This is a genomic window from Azospirillum agricola (assembly GCF_020005195.1).
Classification (GTDB): domain Bacteria; phylum Pseudomonadota; class Alphaproteobacteria; order Azospirillales; family Azospirillaceae; genus Azospirillum; species Azospirillum agricola.
The window spans coordinates 378,098-396,866 of sequence record NZ_JAIFZR010000008.1 but is presented as its reverse complement, the minus strand read 5'-3'; the positions used below and the strand labels follow the sequence as shown (position 1 = coordinate 396,866).

At 71.0% G+C, this 18,769-nt stretch carries 17 protein-coding genes; 7 read left to right on the top strand and 10 right to left on the bottom strand.

Annotated elements, in window-relative coordinates:
- Window positions 1-4 precede the first annotated feature (4 nt).
- From JN22_RS34145 to fliF, 8 genes are all read right to left on the bottom strand, one after another.
- The gene (locus JN22_RS34145; protein WP_085558325.1) at window positions 5-748 is read right to left on the bottom strand and encodes a response regulator; all 744 of its coding nucleotides are present in this window, start codon (window positions 746-748) and stop codon (window positions 5-7) included.
- A gap of 151 nt (window positions 749-899) precedes the next feature.
- Window positions 900-1,619, bottom strand: coding sequence for a hypothetical protein (locus tag JN22_RS34140; RefSeq protein ID WP_085558324.1), 720 nt, complete (start codon window positions 1,617-1,619; stop codon window positions 900-902).
- On the bottom strand, window positions 1,619-2,647 hold the full coding sequence (locus JN22_RS34135) for a flagellar motor switch protein FliG (RefSeq protein WP_085558323.1): 1,029 nt from the start codon (window positions 2,645-2,647) through the stop codon (window positions 1,619-1,621). Before JN22_RS34135 ends, JN22_RS34140 begins: the two co-directional genes overlap by 1 nt.
- A 9-nt stretch (window positions 2,648-2,656) precedes the next feature.
- Window positions 2,657-2,944 (bottom strand): hypothetical protein, encoded by a 288-nt coding sequence (locus tag JN22_RS34130; protein ID WP_085558322.1) that lies wholly within the window; start codon window positions 2,942-2,944, stop codon window positions 2,657-2,659.
- A 4-nt stretch (window positions 2,945-2,948) separates the two neighbouring features.
- Entirely contained in the window at window positions 2,949-3,770 is an 822-nt protein-coding gene (fliP, locus tag JN22_RS34125; protein WP_179166355.1) for a flagellar type III secretion system pore protein FliP, read from the bottom strand.
- A gap of 28 nt (window positions 3,771-3,798) precedes the next feature.
- Window positions 3,799-4,113, bottom strand: coding sequence for a flagellar motor switch protein FliN (fliN, locus tag JN22_RS34120; RefSeq protein ID WP_085558320.1), 315 nt, complete (start codon window positions 4,111-4,113; stop codon window positions 3,799-3,801).
- Between the two features lie 175 nt (window positions 4,114-4,288).
- Window positions 4,289-4,957 (bottom strand): FliH/SctL family protein, encoded by a 669-nt coding sequence (locus tag JN22_RS34115; protein WP_085558319.1) that lies wholly within the window; start codon window positions 4,955-4,957, stop codon window positions 4,289-4,291.
- Window positions 4,957-6,690 carry a flagellar basal-body MS-ring/collar protein FliF gene (gene fliF, locus JN22_RS34110; protein ID WP_085558318.1) on the bottom strand — a complete coding sequence of 578 codons (1,734 nt, stop codon included), beginning with the start codon at window positions 6,688-6,690 and terminating at the stop codon, window positions 4,957-4,959. The genes JN22_RS34115 and fliF overlap by 1 nt, the downstream gene beginning before the upstream one ends.
- A gap of 224 nt (window positions 6,691-6,914) precedes the next feature.
- On the opposite strand from fliF, the gene JN22_RS34105 reads away from it, so the two are divergent.
- The 6 genes from JN22_RS34105 to JN22_RS34080 are packed head-to-tail and all read left to right on the top strand — an operon-like array spanning window position 6,915 to window position 12,192.
- Window positions 6,915-7,424, top strand: coding sequence for a flagellar basal body-associated FliL family protein (locus JN22_RS34105; RefSeq protein ID WP_085558317.1), 510 nt, complete (start codon window positions 6,915-6,917; stop codon window positions 7,422-7,424).
- A gap of 41 nt (window positions 7,425-7,465) precedes the next feature.
- Window positions 7,466-8,686, top strand: coding sequence for a flagellar motor switch protein FliM (gene fliM, locus JN22_RS34100; protein ID WP_223678038.1), 1,221 nt, complete (start codon window positions 7,466-7,468; stop codon window positions 8,684-8,686).
- The gene (locus tag JN22_RS34095) at window positions 8,667-9,359 is read left to right on the top strand and encodes a DUF6468 domain-containing protein (RefSeq protein ID WP_085558316.1); all 693 of its coding nucleotides are present in this window, start codon (window positions 8,667-8,669) and stop codon (window positions 9,357-9,359) included. The genes fliM and JN22_RS34095 overlap by 20 nt, the downstream gene beginning before the upstream one ends.
- Before the next feature lie 2 nt (window positions 9,360-9,361).
- Window positions 9,362-10,096, top strand: coding sequence for a MotE family protein (locus JN22_RS34090; protein WP_085558315.1), 735 nt, complete (start codon window positions 9,362-9,364; stop codon window positions 10,094-10,096).
- 5 nt (window positions 10,097-10,101) lie between these two features.
- Window positions 10,102-11,514, top strand: coding sequence for a flagellar hook-length control protein FliK (locus JN22_RS34085; RefSeq protein WP_085558314.1), 1,413 nt, complete (start codon window positions 10,102-10,104; stop codon window positions 11,512-11,514).
- Window positions 11,515-11,529: 15 nt separating this feature from the next.
- Window positions 11,530-12,192, top strand: a complete 663-nt coding sequence (locus tag JN22_RS34080; protein ID WP_085558313.1) for a flagellar hook assembly protein FlgD — start codon at window positions 11,530-11,532, stop codon at window positions 12,190-12,192.
- Window positions 12,193-12,279: 87 nt separating this feature from the next.
- Here the strand turns inward: JN22_RS34080 and JN22_RS34075 are convergent, their stop codons facing one another.
- Window positions 12,280-13,296 (bottom strand): aldo/keto reductase, encoded by a 1,017-nt coding sequence (locus JN22_RS34075; protein WP_085558312.1) that lies wholly within the window; start codon window positions 13,294-13,296, stop codon window positions 12,280-12,282.
- A 213-nt stretch (window positions 13,297-13,509) separates the two neighbouring features.
- Complete coding sequence (locus JN22_RS34070) at window positions 13,510-16,896, bottom strand: PAS domain S-box protein (RefSeq protein ID WP_085558311.1); 3,387 nt, start codon at window positions 16,894-16,896, stop codon at window positions 13,510-13,512.
- A 286-nt stretch (window positions 16,897-17,182) separates the two neighbouring features.
- Between JN22_RS34070 and JN22_RS34065 the strand changes: the two genes are divergently transcribed.
- Window positions 17,183-18,655, top strand: a complete 1,473-nt coding sequence (locus JN22_RS34065) for an NAD-dependent succinate-semialdehyde dehydrogenase (protein ID WP_179166335.1) — start codon at window positions 17,183-17,185, stop codon at window positions 18,653-18,655.
- Window positions 18,656-18,769 lie beyond the last annotated feature (114 nt).

Here is an 18,769-nt window from a genome sequence, read left to right as displayed (position 1 = left end):
CGCCCTACCCCTCCTGCCGGGCGATCACGAAGACGGCGGGGGGGATCATGCCAATCTCGGCAAGGTCGGACAGGCGGGCGATCAGCGCGCGGTCGAGCCGGATGTGCGCCGGCAGGATGATCGAGCCGTCGTTGTTGCCGCGGACGGCGGCGGCCAGAATCACGCCGGGGGTGAGGTCGGCCACCCGCGTCTCGACCCGCGCGCTGCGCGCCGCCGGTTCGCAGGGGTGGGGGGTGGGCGGCGTCGGCAGCGGCACGGGGGCCGCCGGCTTGCGCACGCGCTCCGGCCCGAAGGGGCTGGGGATTTCGACCTTCCGGTAGACCTCGGCGGGCTTGAGGTCGAATGGCAGGGTCCAGGCCCGCTCCAGCCGCTGGAACAGGGTTTCCCTGGTCACCGGCTTCACGACATAGGCGTTGACGTCCAGCTCCATCGCCGCGCGCACCAGTTCGAAATCGGTGCGCCCGGTCAGCATGGCGATCGGCAGATCGCGCGGCACCCGGCCAAGCCCGCTGCGGATCGCCCGCGCCACCTCGAGCCCGTTGCCGTCCGGCATCACGAAGTCGAGCAGCGCCAGCGACACCGGCGGCGACCACGCGCCCAGCCGGTCGATGGCGTCGCGCCCCGACGCCGCGATGACGACCTCGTAACGCAGCGAGGTGCGGACCAGATTGGCAACGATCGACCGCATGAAGGAATCATCGTCGGCCAGCAGGATGACCGGCTGGCCATGTTCGGTGCTTGGTGGCATGACGGCCCCCCTTCGCCCTACGGTCACGACGGATTGTGTCCAAGCAACTACGGCCTATAACCACACCGGCGCAATGGGATGTTTTGTTCACTTCCTCAAATTTTAACGCCATTTTAAATAAGTGCCGTTCTACGGGACGAAGCCGACCAGCCTACAACGCAAGGTCGGACGAGAGCGCGTCGTCGTCCAGCCCCAGCCAGGCGCCGGCCAGCGGTCCGACGGTCAGCGCGCCGTCCAGTCCGCAATCGGCCAGCGTCGCGCGGAAGCTCTCGTGCAGTTCGGCCAGCAACGCTGCCGGCAGGCCGGTCGCCGCGCGCAGGGTGACGTCGAGCTTGCGACCGGCGACGGTCGCCATCAGCTGGACCGCCCCCAGCCGCGCCGGCCGCGCCTGGAGCACCACGGTGAAGGAATCGGCCAGACCGTCATCGACGCTGGTGGCGCACAGCAGCCCGGCCGGGCTTCCGAGCAGCGGCACCCGCGACACCCGCCAGACGCGCCCTTCCACCGGCTGGAAGCGCGGCGTCAGCGCGCGGTCGCACTCGTCGAGCAGCAGCCCGCCGTCGAGCGCCTCCAGGTCCGCCGCCGCATCCCCGCCGATCCAGTCCCGGCACCCCGCCGCCGTCACCGCCAGGAACAGCGCCAGCCCGGCCCCGAAGGTGGAATCGCAGCGCGGCAGGCAGCCGCGTGCCAGCGCCGCCCGCTCCGGGTCGAGCGTCTCCAGCAGCTCCAGCACCCGCAGAGTCACTGCGGCCGCGTCCTCATCACGCCCCCCGGCCCCTCCCGCCCGGCCGGCGCCGGACGCCGCCCGGAAACGCTCGGCCAGCGTCGCCGGAAGCGGAGGGGTCAGTGGAACGAGGTCGCGGCCAGCCATCAGTAGACGACCGCGTCGGCGTCGTCCGATTGCGGGATGACGATGGTGCCGTCGTCGGCCAGCGTCTTCGCCATGGCGACGATCTCGGCCTGGGCGTCGTTGACGTCGCGCATGCGCAGCGGCCCCATGTTCTCGATCTCGTCCTGAAGGATCAGGCGGGCGCGCTCCGACAGCACCGACAGGAAATGGTCGCGCTGCACCGCCTGGGCGCCTTTCAGCGCGATGGCGAGCTGGCCGGTGTCGCAGCGGCGGATCACCGTCTGCAACGACACACGGTCGAGCCGCATCAGATCCTCGAAGGTGAACATGAGCTGCTTGATGCGCTGCGTCGGCTCCGGCAGCGCCGGCTCCAGTTCCGAGAAGATCTCGGTCAGAGTCTCGCGGTCGATGCGGTTGAAGATGTCGGCCATGCGTTCCAGCGAATCATTGCCGTGGGTGCGGGCGTAATTCGCCATGAACTCGCTGTGCAGGATGGATTCGATGTCGAGCAGCACCTCGCGCTGCACCGATTCGATCTGGATCATGCGCTCGATGACCTCGGCGCGCACCGCCGTCGGCAGCAGCACGATCACCTTGGCGGCGTGGTCGGCGCGCATCTTCGACAGGATGACGGCGGCTGTCTGCGGGTATTCCCCGGACAGGTAGGCGGCCAGAACCCCCTCGTTGACGTTCGACATCTTCTCCCACATCGTCCGGCCGGCGGGACCACGGATCTCGCCCATGATCTCGGTGACGCGGTCGGACGGCAGGAAGCGGTTCAGCATCCGCTCGGTGCTGTCGTAGGAGCCGACGACCGAGCCGGTGTTGGCGAAGCGCTCGGTGAAGACGCGCAGCAGCGACTCCACCAGGCTGGAGGTGACGTTGCCGAGCGTCGCCATCGCCCGGCTGACGATGCGGATCTCGTCCTCGTCCAGCCGCTCCATCAGGCGCGACCCGCGCTCCTCGCCCAGCGCCAGGAAGATGATGGCACTCTTCTCGGCGCCGTTCAGGCTCTTGTAGTTCTCGCGGATCTTGATCGGCGTTCCCATGGCGGCACCTCAGAAGGAACAGTCGGCGGAAGGGGAATGATGGTCGGGCGCGTCGCCGGGCGGTCTCCCGAGCGCGCGGTCATGGCGGAAGGCCGCCGCCATCACCGCGCCGGCCACCAGCAGCAGCGGATGCGGGATCAGCGGGCGCGGCTCGATGGCCGCCAGCAGCCCGGCGACGGAGCCGTCGTCGGCCACCACGACGCCGCGCCGGCGGGCGAGCGCCAGCAGGCTGTCGGCGAGGCTCGACGGCCGGTCGAGGGACGGCGGAACGTCGGGGGAGAGGGGCGCGGGATCCATCGCCTCACCCCGCGCCGTAGGAGCGGATCAGGCTGCCGGCGATCAGGAACCAGCCGTCGGTCAGCACGAAGAAGATGATCTTGAAAGGCAGCGCGATCATCACCGGCGGCAGCATCATCATGCCCATCGCCATCAGGATCGCCGCCACCACCATGTCGATCACCAGGAAGGGCAGGAACAGCAGGAAACCGATCTCGAAGGCGCGGCGCAGCTCCGACAGCAGGAAGGCCGGCATCAGCAGGCGCAGATCCACCGTCTCGGCGTTCACCGGCCTGGGCGCCGGGGCTTCCCTGCCCTCCGCGCCGGTCCTGTCGTCCGGCTTGGCCGGGCGGGCGGAAAAGGCGGCGAAGGCGGCGAGGTCGCGCTCGCGCACATGGGCGGTCATGAAGCCGCGGAAGGGTTCGACCATCCGCTCCAGCCCCTGCTCCGGCGTCACCTGCTCGTTCAGCAGCGGGCGCAGGCCCTCCTGCCAGGCGCTGTCGATGGTCGGCCCCATGATGTGGAAGGTCAGGAACATGGCGAGGCTGACCAGCACCATGTTGGGCGGCGACTGCTGCAACCCCAGCGCCGAGCGCAGCAACGACAGCACGACGATGATCCGGGTGAAGCAGGTCACCATGATCAGCAGCCCCGGCGCGACGCTCAGCACGGTCAGCAGGACGATGCCCTGGACGATGCGCCCCGACAGGCTGCCGGCCTCCCCCAAGGACCCCAGCGTGTCGAGGTTGAGGTCGAAGGGCGCCGCGACCGCCGCCACGGGCCACGCAAGGGCGGCCAGCAGCAGGAGCGGCAGAAGCAGCGGGGCTTGTGCGGCGCGGCGGGTCATCGGCCGGTCTCCGTTCATCGCACCCCGCTCAATCCAGGTCCAGATCCGTGCGCACGATCTCGGTCAGGGTGACGCCCAGGCGCTGGTCCTCGACGATGACCACCTCGCCGCGGGCGACGAGGCGGTGGTTGACCAGCACCTCCACCGGCTCGTCGACCTTGCGCTCCAGTTCCAGCACGGCGCCGCGCCCGAGCTTCAGCAGTTGAGCCACCAGCATGCTGGTGCGGCCGAGCACGACCTGGACGTCCACCGGGACGTTGTAGATCGCGTTCATCGGGCCGTCGTAGCCCTTCTCGGGGCTCTTGTTGTCGTCGTCCAGGATGTCGAGGTTCAGGGGGGGCATGGTGCGTTCTCGCTTGGTGTCGGGATGGCGTGCCCATCCTCTCCCGCTCCGGGAGAGGGAAGGGGTCCGCGTCAGCGGAAAGGATGAGGGGCCGGCGGGGGGATCAGCCGCACAACCGATAACACCTCACCCTCCCCGCCTCCGGTGAACCCTCTCCCGGGGCGGGAAAGAGCGTTCATGGCGGCGTCAGCACGGACAGGGTCCGGTCGACCAGATCGGACAGGGCGGCTTCCAGCGCCTCCGGGTCGCGGCGCAGGCCACCGGCCTCCCACGACGCGTCCAGCGCGCCGCGCGCCAGGACCGGGTCGGGGACGATTTCCAGCCGGCCCTTGAAGACGGTCTGGCGGGCCAGCCGCTCCTCCAGCGCCGCGCCCAGATCCGGATGGACGGACAGCCGCAGAACCGGGGCGCCGCCGGCGGCGCGCAGGGCATCGCCGGCCAGCCGCTCGACCTCGGCGCGGGCCACGCTGTCGAGCAGATGCGGAGTCAGGCGGCGCACCAGCGCCACCAGCACCACGGCACCCTGCGCCTCCAGCCGCTCCAGCAGCAGATCATGCGCGCCGGCCAGACCGTCGAGACGGCCCGCCAGCGCGTCGAGCAGCGCGGCGGTCTCCGCCTCGATCCGCCGGGCCGCCGACGCCTCGCCCTCCTGCCGGCCCTGCAACAGCCCCTCGGCCCGCCCCGCGTTGCGCGCCTCGGCAAGAGCGGCCTGGAGCGCGCGTTCGGAATGGCGGGGAACGTCCTGCGGATCCGGCGGCGGCTCCTGGACGACCGGCGGCGGGTTCACCGCCGCGACGCGGGTGCCGAAGCTGTGGTCGAAGCGATAGCGCGGGTAGGCGCTCATCACGCCGCCTCCTCATAGAGCCAGGAGCGCAGGATATCGATGGCCTCGTCCGGATACTGGTCGACCATCTCGCCGAGCCGCCGGATCGAGGAGGCGCGGACCCGCCCCTCGACCGTGCGCAGCTCGATGAGCTGGTCCATGGCCTCCTCGATGCCGAGCGGCGTCGCCGCCGCATCCAGGCCGGGGGCGCCACCCTCGCCCTCGATGCTGCCGGCACCGCCGGCGCCGGCCGCCCCGGCGGCGCCCGCCGCCACGGCCGGGCCGGTGAGCTGGGGCATGGCGCCGCCCGCCGGCCCGGCGAGCGCCGCGGCCGCGGCCTCGACCGGGGCCGGCTCGGGAGCCGGGAAGACACGGCGGATCAGCGGGCGCAGGCCGACGAGGATCAGCAGGGCCGACAGCACCAGAAGGATGATCCATTGGATCAGCGTCATGATGTTGCGGCTGAGCGTCTCGGTGATCTCGTCCGACAGGGCACGCGGCCCCAGGTCGGGGGCGAGTTCGACGAATTCCAGATTGTCCACCGTCACCCGGTCGCCACGCTGCTGGTCGAAGCCCATGGCCGAACGCACCAGCTCGGTCAGGCGCTGCAACTCCTCGGGGGAGCGCGGCTCGTACTGCTTCGCGCCGTCGGGCGCGGTCTTCCAGGTGCCGTTGACCAGCACGGCGACGCTGAGGCGGCGCACGTCGCCCGGCTCGACCACCGTCTCGCGGGCGACGTTGGAGATCTCGTAGTTGACGGTCTCCTCCTGGCGCTTGTTGTCGTTGGAGGATTGCTGGCCCTGCGATTGGGCCCGCACGTCACGCTGCGGCAGGTTCTGCTCGGCGGTCACCGGCGGCTCGCCGTTGCTGTCGCTGCTGCGCTCCTGTTCCTGCACCGTCTGGGTGGAGCGGACGACCTGGCTGTTGGGGTCGAAGGTCTGGCTGCGCACCACCTCGCGCTTGGTCTCGACGTCGGCGGCGACCTGGACGCGGACGTTGCCGGCGCCGAGCCGCGCCACCAGCATCTGCTCGATGGCGCGGGCGACCCGCGTCTCGGCGGCGACGCGCAACCCGTCGGTGCGCGCCGAGGCCAGCCCCGGCCCGTCGTCCTCGCTCAGCAGCAGCTCGCCGGAGGAATCCATCACGGTGACGGCGCTCGGCTTCAGATTCGGGACGGCGGCCGACACCAGATGGCGGATCGACAGCGCCTGCTTGCGCTCCAGCCCGGCGCGGCCGCGCATGCGCACCACCACCGAGGCGGTCGGCTTGGGCGCGCTGCGCGAGAACTCCTCGCGCTCCGGCAGCACGATGTGGACGCGCGCCGCCTCGACGCCGGACAGCGTCTCGATGGTGCGGCCCAGCTCGCCCTCCATGGCGCGCAGGCGGTTCATCCGCTGCATGAAGCTGGTGATGCCGAGCGGCTTGTCGGTGTCGAACAGCTCGTAGCCGACGCCGCCGCGCGACGGCAGCCCCTGCTCCGCCAGCACCATGCGCAGGCGCGACGCCTCGGCCTGCGGCACCTCGATGGTGGTGCCGTCGAAGGTCGGGTTGACCGGGATGCCCATCGCCTCGATCGCCTTGACGATGCGGCCGGCCTCGGCCGGCTCCAGCCCGCTGTAGAGCGCGGTCATGTGCGGCCGCGACAGCAGCATCGCCATGCCGGCGACCGCGAGGACCATGCCGATGCCGGTCCCGGCCAGCACCAGAAGGCGGCCACGTCCCAGCGACCGCAAAGTGTCGAGCAGACTGTCCACGTTCGCCGCACCTTTAAAGTTTCCGAAAATCGGGGGGCCTAGTCTTCGCCCTGCGCACCGGACACACGCTAACGGCGCGACTTTTAAGCGGAGTAAAAAACCGGGGAAGCGGCAAGAGCAAAGTCTCTAAAACTGTAGAAGCTGATGGGACGACTAAAATTTTCGGCAATCTCAAACGGGCATGACCGGATGAATACACGGTTTGCAGCAGTGGAGCGGAACGCATGGTCGAAATGCTGAACGGCATCGGCGGGCCGCGCCGCGTCCTCGTGCTCGTCCTGCCGCTCGCCCGTCTGTTGGCCTGGGCGGCGGCCTTCTGCGCCGTCGTCGCGGCCGGGCTCGGCGGCTACTGGATGTCCGCCGGCACCGAAGGGGTGCGGCGGCTGTGGACGCCGCCGGCCGTCGAGAGCAATCCCACCGACCAGAGCGTGATCGACATGCCGGAGGTGATCGCCAACCTGCGCAAGGACACCCCGTCGCGCTACCTGAAGATCGGCCTCAGCCTCGCCGTGGCGCCGGGCGACCGGGCGCGGGTGGAGAAGGCCATGCCGCAGTTGAACGACGCCCTTCAGGAGTTTCTGCGCAACCTCGACCAGGACGATCTGGAGGGATCGGCCGGGCTCCATCGGCTGCGCACCGAGATCAAGCGCCGCTTCAACCTCATCGCCTCCGAACCGAACAGCAACCGGGACGCCGTCGCGGACGTCCTGCTGCGCAGCCTGCTCACGCAATAGCGTCCGCGATCGAACCCCAGAGGCGAACCCCAGAGGCCCGGATGACGAACCCCCCCGCCACCCCGCAGCCCGGCGAGACCCACGGGTCGAACCAGCCGTCGATGAGCGCTCCGCCGCAAGGCCGCCAGGACGCCGACGGCCAGGATGCCAACGGCCAGGACGACTGGGCCGACGCCGACCTCGACGCCGCCTGGGGTCTGTCGGCCGCACCCGCCGAGAGCAGCCCGGAGATCGCCCACACCGACGCCGCCAAGGCGGCGCTGGCCGGCTTTTCCGGCGAGGCCAAGACCCTCAACCAGGAGGAGATCGACCGGCTGCTGAATTTCGGCGCGCCGTCGCACGACGACGCGGCGCTCAGCGCCATCGAACGGCTGGTCAGCTCGACCACGGTCAACAAGGACCGGCTGCCGATGCTCGACGTGGTGTTCGACCGCATGGTGCGGCTGCTGAACACCTCGCTGCGCCAGTTCGCCTCGACCAACGTCGAGGCGTCGCTGATGCGCATCGAATGGCTGCGCTACACCGATTTCCAGGACACCATCGAGCTGCCGGCCCTGATCGGCGTGGCGCGGGCCGAGCAGTGGGACAACCAGATGCTGGTGTCCATCGACAGCGCCCTGATCTACTGCATGATGGACGTGCTGCTCGGCGGCCGGCGGGCGCGGCCGGGGCGGATCGACGGGCGCGCCTACACCTCCATCGAGCGCAAGATGACCGAGCGCATGATGAAGGTCATCCTGCAGGATCTGGGGCAGTCCTTCGACCCGCTGGCCCAGGTCGATTTCGTCTTCGACCGGCTGGAGGTGAACCCGCAGTTCGCCACCATCACGCGCGCCACCAACGCCGTCATCCGCGTGCGCATCGCCGTGGAGGTGGAGCGCCGCACCGGCCACATCGACATCGTCATCCCCTACTCCACGCTGGAGCCGGTGCGCGGCAAGCTGGTGCAGATGTTCATGGGCGAGAAATTCGGCCACGACACCGTGTGGGAGAACCACCTGAAGAACGAGCTGATGCGCTCCAAGCTGGAGCTGGTCGCCGTGCTGGCGGAGACCAAGGTCCCGCTCGGCGAGGTGCTGGCCTGGCAGAAGGGCGAGTCGCTGAAGCTGCGCATCAACCCGGATTCAACGGTGCTGGTCTTCAGCAAGACCATCCCGCTGTTCGCCGGCCACATGGGGCAGCGCAACGACAACATCGCGGTGAAGATCGACACCGACCTCGACACCAAGCAGGAGCTGATCGATGGTCTCCTTTCTCATTGACGCGGCCCTGGCGGTGTTGCTGGTGACGGCGACGGTCTATCTGGTGGTCGTCAACAAGCGGCTGAAGATGCTGCGCACCGGCCAGTCGGAAATCAACGCGCTGGTCACGACCTTCTCCAAGTCGATCGACGACACCGACGCCTCGATGAAGCGCTTGGTCGCCTCGGCCACCGAGATCGCCACCCGGCTGGCCGACGAGCTGGACCGCGCCAAGGACGTCAAGGAGGACATGACGCTCATCCTCGGGTCCTGCGAGCGCACCGCGACGCGCATGGAGGAGTCGGTCCAGCACGCCCGCGCCCTGCTGCGCCGCCTGGACGAGGGCGCCATGCGGCCGGCGCGGCCGCGCCCGGCGACGGCACCCGCCGCCGCACCGGCGGTGGCGCCGGTCGAGGAACGCCGGCTCGTGGCCTCCCTGGACGAGCCGGAAAACGTTCCCGCCGCACCCGAAGGCGGGGAGTTCCGTCCGCTCGACCTGCCGCAGCGTCCCGGCGCGCAGGACCTGGCGCCGGACGCCGCGCCGGCCCCCACGTCCATGGCCGCTCCGGCAGCGGCTCAGGCGGTCCCGGCCGCCCCGACGCCCACGGAAGCGGCGCCCCAGGTCGAGCCGCAGCGCCAGATGGCGGTCGGCGCCTTCTACGCGCGCCTGCGCACCGTCGGTTCGGAGGGTTGACGATGATCCCGCGCATTCTCCCCATCACGCTGGTCGCCGTGCTGATGGTGCTGCCGTTGAAGCTCGGCGCGCTGATGGACGGTTTCCCGGTGATCGCCCAGCAGTTCGATCGCGAGTTCGGCGGCCATGAGCGCCCCTGGGCGACCGACCTGAAGACCGCCGCTCCGCCCGACCCCGCCGCCCCGCCTCCCGGCACCGCGCCGCCGCCGTCTCAACCCGCGCTGGCGCTGGCCGACACCACGCCGCCGCCGCCGGTGTCGCTGGCGCCGCCCAACTGCACCGATCCGCTGCTGCGCGAGGCGATCGGCGAGCAGAAGGCCGACACCGCCACCCGCCAGCACCGCCTGCGCGAGGCCGAAGCCGTTCTGGCCGCCACCGAGACCCGCGTCGGTACGCAGATCCAGCGGCTCGCCGAGGTGAAGCGCGAGGTCGAGACGCTGATGGCCCAGCGTTCCAACCTCCAGCAGGAGGATCTGCGCCGCATGGTCGCCATTTACGAGGCGATGAAGCCGCGCGACGCCGCCCGCATCCTGAACGACCTGGAAACCGACATCGTCGTCGATGTCCTCGACCGCATCGCCGAGCGGCGCACCGCGCCGATCCTGGCCGAGATGGCCGACGCCAAGGCGCGCGAGGTCACCCGGCTGATCCTCCAGCGGCGCGCCCTGCCCGGCGACCGCAAGGCCGCCCCCACCACGACGGCCGCCGTCACGGCACGCCCCACTTTGACGAATTGAGCGCCATGACCAGCTTGCCCGAGGTCATCAAGGCCCCGCCGCGCCCCGCCGCCTCCCCCGCCGCGGCCTCGTCGCCTTCATCGGCGAACGACGAGCGGCAGGACAAGGATTTCGCCGACCTCCTCGACGAGGCGGCCGGCGACGAGGCCGCGGACGATCCCCCCTCCCGCACCGGCTCCAAGGACCGTCCCAAGGATTCCCGGGCGGACAGCATCGCGAGGGCGACGGTCACCGACACCACCGAACCGGTGATGGTGCCCTGGCTGGCCGCGCCGTTCCGTCCCGTCCCGCCGGAAACCGGAAGCCCGACGCTCGTGCCCGGCACTGCGGACGCCGCCACGGTCACTCCGGACGGCGGAGCCGCGCCCCTGTTGAGCGAGGCGCCGGAAACACCCGCCGCACCGCCCGCCATTCTCGCCGACGCCCTTGGCCAGTGGGCTTCCGACAAGGCCGGCGCAGGACAGGCGCCGGCCGCCGCAACGCCGCAGGGCGTGCCGGACGCCGGCCTTCCGGCAAATCCGGCGGCGCCGCAGGCCGCCACACCTCCGGTCGCGCCGGACGCATCGGCGGCCGCGCAACCGGCGGCGGTGGCGGCCACGACGCCCGCTGCGATCCCGGCCGCGACGGCGCAAGCCGGCGTGTCGGCGACACCGCAGACCGCCGAAACACCGGAACCCACCACGGACGGCAACGCGGATCCACGCCGAACCGGACGATCCGCCGGACGATCCGCCGGACGCGCGGCGCCGGATGCCGGCAAGCCCGATCCGTCCGCCATCCTCCAGCAGCAGGCCCAGCAGCAGGCGCCCGGACAGGCCGCGCGCAACGCACAGCCTCAGACGAACGGCAACCCGACAGCCGAGCTTCCCGCCTCAACCCCATCCCCGGGCAACGCGGCATCCTCCGGCTTCGACGCGCTGCCGGCCCTGCACGGGCAGGCGGCCACCCAGTACGCCGCCGCCGCGTCGAGCCGCGTGGCGGCGGCGCACACCCCCGTGATGGCGCAGTTGGCCGCCCCACTGGTCCGCGTCGCCGAGGCCGGAGGCGGCGAGTTCCACATCGACCTCGCCCCCGCCGAGCTGGGCCGGGTCCGCGTCGTCGCCGACGTCAACAACGGGCAGGTGACGCTTTCGGTCCAGGCCGAGAACGCCGACACGCTGGCCCTGCTGCGCCGCGATCTCCAGCAGCTCGAAAAGGCACTGGGCGATTCCGGGCTGAAGCTGGACAACGCCAACCTGCAATTCTCCTTGCAAGGCGACAGTCAGTCGCGCGGCTTCGCCGCCTTCGGCCAGGGCGGCGGAAACGGCGGCGGGTCGCAAAGCCCCTGGCGCGGTTCGTCGCTGACCGACGCCGCCGCCGAGACGCCTCCCGAACGCGCCCTGCGCCCGATCGACGGGCTGGTCGACGTCACCATCTGATAAGGGACCGCTCCCATGACCACCACCAGCGCCGCCGCCACCCTCACCGGCACAGCCGCCAAGACGGCGACCGACGATACGAAGAAGGCGACCGTCGATTACGAGTCCTTCCTGAAGCTGCTGACCGCGCAGCTCCGCAACCAGGACCCGCTGGCGCCGATGGACGCCACCCAGTTCATGACGCAGCTCGCCCAGCTTTCCACGGTCGAGCAGTCGATGAAGAGCAACGACACGCTGACCAAGGTGCTCGACACGCTGAAGAGCAGCGGCATGCGGATGGACATGGCCTTCCTCGGCCGCAAGGTGGAGGCGGCGACCAGCACGCTGCCGCTGTCCAACGGCAAGGCCGAAACCGCCTACACCGTCAGCGGCACCCCGGCCAGCGTGAAGATCGAGGTGCTGAACAGCGCCGGCGCCGTCGTCAAGACCGCCTCCGGCGCCTTGCAGACCGGCCGTCAGACCTTCAGCTGGGACGGCAAGACCAGCGGCGGCGCCACCGCGCCGGACGGCCTCTACACGGTGCGGATCACGGCGAAGGACAAGGAGGGCAAGGCGCTCGACACCGCCAGCGTGATCTCCGACACGGTGGCCGAGGTGCGCGCGGTCGACGGCGCCACCCAGTTCGTCCTGAAGAGCGGCGCCACCGTCGGCGCCGACACCATCCTATCGGCGTCGTAACGCCGCGGGCCGGGCGCGGCGGAGCCGCAAGCCCGGCCCGCCGCTACCGCCCGGCTCGCCATGGCGGTTTTCCAGTCGATGCCGACGTCAGGCCGTGGAACGCGGCACCCGTCCCTCGACCGGATGGCCCGGATCGTTGAAGCCGTGCGTGGAGGCATGGCCGGCGACCACCAGACGGTCGACCAGCGCCTCGTCATCGGCGGTGAAGCGGTAATCGAGCGCCCTCACATAGGCGTCCCACTGCGCTTCCGTGCGGGGGCCGGCGATGGCGGCGGTGATCAGGCGGTTGTTCAACACCCAGGCAAGCGCGAAATCGGCCGCGGAAATCCCGCGCCCCTCGGCATGGCGCCGGATCTCCTGGGCGACGGCCAGCGATTCGGGCCGCCATTCGGTCTCCAGGATGCGCTTGTCGGCGCGGCCGGCGCGGGTATCCGGGGCCGGGGCCGCGTCGGGCGCGTATTTGCCGGTCAGCACGCCGCGCGCGAGCGGCGAATAGGACACCACGCCGATGCCGTAATGGGCGGCGGCCGGCAATTGCTCGACCTCGGCGGTGCGGTTGACGATGTTGTAGAGCGGCTGGCTCGCCACCGGCCGGTCGATGCCGCAACGGTCGGCCAGATTGGCCACCTCGGCGATCCGCCAGGAGCGGAAGTTGGAGACGCCGAAATAGCGCAGCTTGCCGGCCCGCACCAGATCGGCGACGGCGCGCACCGCCTCGTCCAGCGGTTGGTCGAAGGGCGCCCGGTGGAAATAGAGAATGTCGATGTAGTCGGTGCCCAGCCGGCGCAGGCTGTTCTCCACCGATTCGACGATCCATTTGCGGGAGAGGCCGGACTGGTTCGGCCCCGTGCCCATCGGGTTGGCGACCTTGGTCGCCAGCACCCAGTCATGGCGGTCGGCCGTGATGGCGCGCCCCACCACCTCCTCCGACCGGCCCTGGTTGTAGATGTCGGCGGTGTCGAGAAAGTTGAACCCCTGCGCCTTGGCCTTGGCGATGATGCGGCGTGACGTCGCCTCGTCGGTCTGGCCGCCGAACATCATCGTGCCCAGCGACAGCGGCGCCACCTTCAGGCCGCTGCGCCCAAGATATCGGTACTCAACCATGGTCGGTCCTCCCCTGTTCACGCGCCGCCATGAAAGCGCGCACCGGCGGTGGCGCGCAATCCCTGTTCCGGAATACGCCGCTCCATCGCCGGCGAGCCGCCGGTCGGCGTGGACGGCCGCCGCAGCGCCACCCGCGCCCTCGGCAGGAAACCGGAACTCGCCGCCTGACAACGCGACAGGACCGCAAGCCGGCCCCGTGTCGGCACACGGGTGTCAGCGCACGGCTCCCAGCAGCCGTTCCAGGGCGCTGTGGAGCTGGCGCGGCGTGACGGGCTTGTGGGCCAGCCCCAGGTCGTGGCGGGCGGCCTCCCGCTGGTGCTCGGGGCCGGTCTCGCCGGTGAGGATGATGCCGGGAACCGGCTGCCCGACGGCGTCGCGGATCCGCTGGATGACCGCCGTGCCGACCTCGCCGTCGCGCAGCCGGTAGTCGGCGATGACGATGTCGGGCGGCCGGCCGAGGGCCCGCAGACGCTCCAGCGCCTCGTTCCCCGACCCGGCGATGGCCACCTCGTAGTTCCAGCCGGTCAGCACCGTGCGCAGCCCGGTCAGCACCATGGCGTCGTCGTCGACGACCAGCGCCAGCATCCCCTGCCCGACCGCCGCCGCCGGTGCGCAGGGCGATGGGCCGGAGGACGGCCCAGGCGACCCGGCCCGCCCGAGCGGCACGTCGATGGAGAAGCACGACCCTCGGCCCAACACCGACCGGGCGTGGACCGGGTGATCGAGCAGACTCGACAGCCGCCGCACGATGGCCAGTCCCAGGCCCAGGCCCTGGCTGCGGTCGCGCTCGACGTTGCCGACCTGATGGAACTCCTCGAAGATGTGTTCCAGATGCTCGGGCGGGATGCCGATGCCGGTGTCGCTCACCGCGACGCGGACCCAGCCGCCCGCGACGTCGCAGCCGACCCGGATCTCCCCCCGTTCGGTGTAGCGGACCGCGTTCTCGACCAGATTGCGGATCATGCGCCCGAGCAGCGTCGGGTCGGAGCGGACGACCACCCCGCAGGAGCGCTCGACCGTCAGCCGCACCCCCTTGGCGGCGGCCACCGGCGTGCAGGCGACCTCGATGTCCTCGACGATCCGGTCGAGCGGCAGGTCGGCGATCTGCGGCTGCACCCCGCCCGCGTCCAGGCGCGACACGTCGAGCAGGCTGTCGAGCAGCGCCTTCAACGTATCGAGCCCGCGCTCCAGCAAGGAGAGGGTGCTCTGGCCCCGCTCGCTCGTCACATGGGGGGCGAGCGCCGCGGAGAACAGGAACAGCGACTGCATCGGCTGGCGCAGGTCGTGGCTGGCGGCGGCGAGGAACTTCGACTTGGCGAGGTTGGCCTGCTCGGCCGTCTCCTTGGCGCGTTCGGCCTCCTCCTTGGTCCGCCGCAGCGCGTCCTCCATCGCCTTGCGCTCGGTGACGTCGCGACCGACCGACTGCTTCTCGACGAAGACGCCCTTCTCGTCGAACAGCGCGTAGCCCTCCCAGGCGTACCAGCGGAAGCCCTTCACCGTCCGGATGCGGGCTTCCACGGTGGCGCGGTGGTCCGGCGCCGTCCGCGTCCGCTCGATGGCGGTCCGGATCGTCTCGATGTCCTCCGAATGGGCGAACTCGGTCCAGCGGGCGTTGAGCAACTCGGCGCGGGAATGGCCCAGCGTCCGGCAGGTGGTGTCGTTCACGAAGGTGAGGCGCCCGTCGACGCCGATCCGCAAGATCATCTCCGTCTGCGTCTCGACCAGACCGCGGTAGCGCTCCTCGCTGGCGCGCAGGGCCATCTCGGCCAGCTTGCGGGCGGTGATGTCCCGCGCGATGCCGATGATGCCGATCGCCCGCCCGCCGTCCCCGCGCAGCGGGGTCTTGGTCGACAGGTAATGGCGCAGGCCGCCGTGCCCCTTGCTGAACACCGTTTCGTCGATGGTCTCGGCCTGCCCGCTCTCCATAATCCGGCGGTCATGCTCCAGGAGGGTCCTCGCGGTTCCGGCCTCCGCGAGATCCCGCTCCGCCGCGCCGACGAGATCCCGACGCCTCATGCCGAACACGAAGGCGGCGGCCGAGTTCGCCACGAGGTAGCGCCCCTCCCGGTCCTTGACGAAGATCGGATCGGGCGAGGATTCGAGGATGGTGTCGAGCAGCGTCAGATTCCGCTCGAGGCGGCGCTCGGCCTCCAGCCTCTCCGTGATGTCCTCGACCACCGCGACGGCGCCGACGATGGCGCCGTCGCCGTTGCGCAGGGGCACGGCGGAGTTGCGGATCGTCTTGCGGCTGCCGTCGAACCCCTCGATGTCGATGATCTCGCCCAACCGGGTCTCCCCGTCGCGGACCGCCCGCACGACCGCCCAGGCGTCGGGCGCGACCGGTTCGCCGCTGTCGGACCACCAGGCCTTGTACTCGCCGTAGCGGTCGACGCCGACCTTGCGCTCGCCGCCCCAGATGCGCGTCGCGGCCGCGTTCTGCCGGATGATCCGGCCATCCGCCGCCATCACGAACACGCCGGCCGGCATGTATTCCATCACCAGATCGAGCAGTTCGGTGTTGCGGCGAAGCTCGCTCTCCACCCGCTCGCGCTGGCCGACCTGACGCTCCAGCTCGTCGGCCATCGCGTCGAAGGCATGACCGAGCGTCGCGATCTCCGAGCCGCCCCGCAGCCGCGCGCGCGCCGACCAGTCGCCGGCCCGCCAGCGCCGCATCGTCGCGACCAGCGTGGCGACCGGCTTCAGGATCAACCGGCGGCTTCCGATCACGACGGTGGCGAGAAGCAGCGCGAAGCCCAGCCCGAGCATCCCCGCCGAACGCCGCGTCGCGCCGTCGAGCGAGGCGGCGACGGCGGCCTTGTCGAGGCCGACCGTGACGTACAGCTCCTTGGGGGCGTAATCGAGGGAGGAATGGGCGACGATGCGCGTCACGCCGTCCTCGTCCGCCATCTCCACCGTGCCGGGGGCGGCGGTCATCAGCGCCAGATAGGGCGGGGACAGCGGCCGGCCGGCCGTTCCCGGCCGCGCCGGAAGCCGCACCAGCGCATGCCCGCCCTGGTCGGCGACGACGATCTCGGCGGCGGCCGGCAGCGGCATGGCGCGCAGGCGTTCCTCGAACCAGCCGATGTCGAGCGTGGCGGCGACGACACCGGACGGCTGGCCGTCCGCGTCCCGCAACGCCAAGGCGAAGGGCAGCACCGCCCGGCCGGTCGCGCGGCTTTCGATGTACTCGCCGACGGCGAAGCCGCTGCCGCGCAGCGCCGCCTGGACGTAGACGCGGTCGGCGACCGTCCGTCCGACGGCGCCGGGGGCGGTGCCGCAACGGATCGTCCCGTCGCGGTCGACGACGAGAAGGTTGAGGTGAGCCGGGAAGTCGGGCCGCAGGCGCTCCATGTAGTCCTGGCAGGAGGAAATGTCCTCCTCGCGGGCGAAGCGGGTCTGACGCACCGCCACCAGCGTCGCGCGGATGCCTTCGATCATCCGCGCCTGCTCCGCCTGGATGAGGGCGAGCAGCCGTTCGGCCTGCTGGTGGATCTCCGCCTCCCGCTCCCGGCGCAGGCCGCGCTCGTTGTGGACCTGGATCGCGACGGCCGGAACCATCGCCAGGATCACCAGAACCACGAGGCGGATCAGCAGGCTCATCGGCGCGGTGTCCCCCACCGGCCCCCGGAGGCGCGCCCGGGGGCCGCACGGACAATCTTCGGGCTGTCAGGATCACAAACAGCTTCCGGCGGCGGATGTTCAGGGGGAGGCGGCGGCGGAGCGGCGGTACCACCGTGGTGAACCCGCTGGCAAGCGCCGTGGCGGGGGCGAAAAAACACTTGGGCGGCAACGGACTGCGGTTTTATCGGGTGGCGATCGGTTAAGATCGGCCGGAAGCGTCTCTTTTTCCCAGACCCGCACCCCGACCGCACAAGGATCCTTTCCCGTGCCGCACACCCACACCGACAGCGCCGTCCCCGCCTATCCCTCCCTCGGCCTGCTGATCGACGGCGCCTGGCTCGACGCGGACGGTCGGACCACGCAGGAGGTCGTCAACCCGGCGACCGGCGCCCTGCTGGGCCACCTGCCGCACGCCACCCCGGCCGACCTCGAGCGCGCCGTCGCCGCCGCCGAGCGCGCCTTCGCCCAATGGCGCACCAGTTCGCCGATGACCCGCTCGGCGGTGCTGCGCCGCTTCGCCGATCTGGTGCGGGCCAACGCCGACGCCATCGCCCGCGCCATCACGCTGGACCAGGGCAAGCCGCTGGCCGAGGCGCTGGCCGAGGTGCGCGGCTCGGCCGAGCACGCCGACTGGCACGCCGAGGAATGCCGGCGCATCTACGGCCGCATCATCCCGGCCCGCAACCCGCGGATCAGCCAGTCGGTCCTGCGCGAGCCGGTCGGGGTGTGCGCCGCCTTCACCCCCTGGAACTTCCCCTTCAGCCAGGCGGTCCGCAAGGTCTGCGCGGCGCTGGGGGCCGGCTGCACCATGGTCCTCAAGGGGCCGGAGGACACGCCGTCGGCCGTGATGGCGATCGGCCGGCTGTTCGAGGAGGCCGGACTGCCGGCCGGCTGCCTCAACCTCGTCTGGGGCGAGCCGGGGGCGGTGTCGCGCACGCTGATCGAGCATCCGGCGGTGCGCAAGGTGACCTTCACCGGCTCGGTCCCGGTCGGCAAGCTGCTGGCCGGGCTGGCCGGACAGCACATGAAGCGGACCACCATGGAGTTGGGCGGCCACGCCCCGGTGATCGTCTTCGAGGACGCCGACATCGACGCGGCGGCCGATGCGCTGGCCGCGTTCAAGCTGCGCAACGCCGGACAGGTCTGCGTCTCGCCGACCCGCTTCTTCGTGCAGAAGGGCGCGCACGACCGCTTCCTGGAGCGCTTCGCCGCCAGGCTCGCCGCCGCCAGGGTCGGCAACGGGCTGGAGGAGGGCAACGTCATGGGGCCGCTCTGCCATGGCCGCCGGGTCGAGGCCATGGAGGCGCTGGTCGCCGACGCCCGCGCCCAGGGTGCCGCCATCGCCACCGGCGGGCACCGGCTGGAGGGCGACGGGTTCTTCTACGCACCGACCGTCATCCATGGCGCCGTCGGGACCATCCGGGCGATGCGCGAGGAACCCTTCGGTCCGCTCGCCATCGTGACTCCCTTCGACAGCGCCGAGGAGGTGCTGGGCCGGGCCAACGTCCTGCCCTTCGGGCTCGCCGCCTACCTGTTCACCCGCTCGGCCGATACCGCCCACGCGGTGAGCCAAGGGTTGCGGACCGGCATGGTGTCGATCAACCATTTCGGGCTGGCGCTGGCGGAGACGCCGTTCGGCGGCGTGAACGACAGCGGTTATGGCAGCGAGGGCGGGTCGGAGACCTTCGACGGCTACCTGACCACCAAGTTCGTCACGCACCTGCACACGGCCCCCTGAAAGAACGGGGGAACGGAGGGACGGATGACGCGGGGCCGCATCGCGGCGGCCCCGCCCGGCCCGCTCCCGCTTCGTCCCCTTTGCGATCCGCCTTTGCGAACATTGACGTTGTGG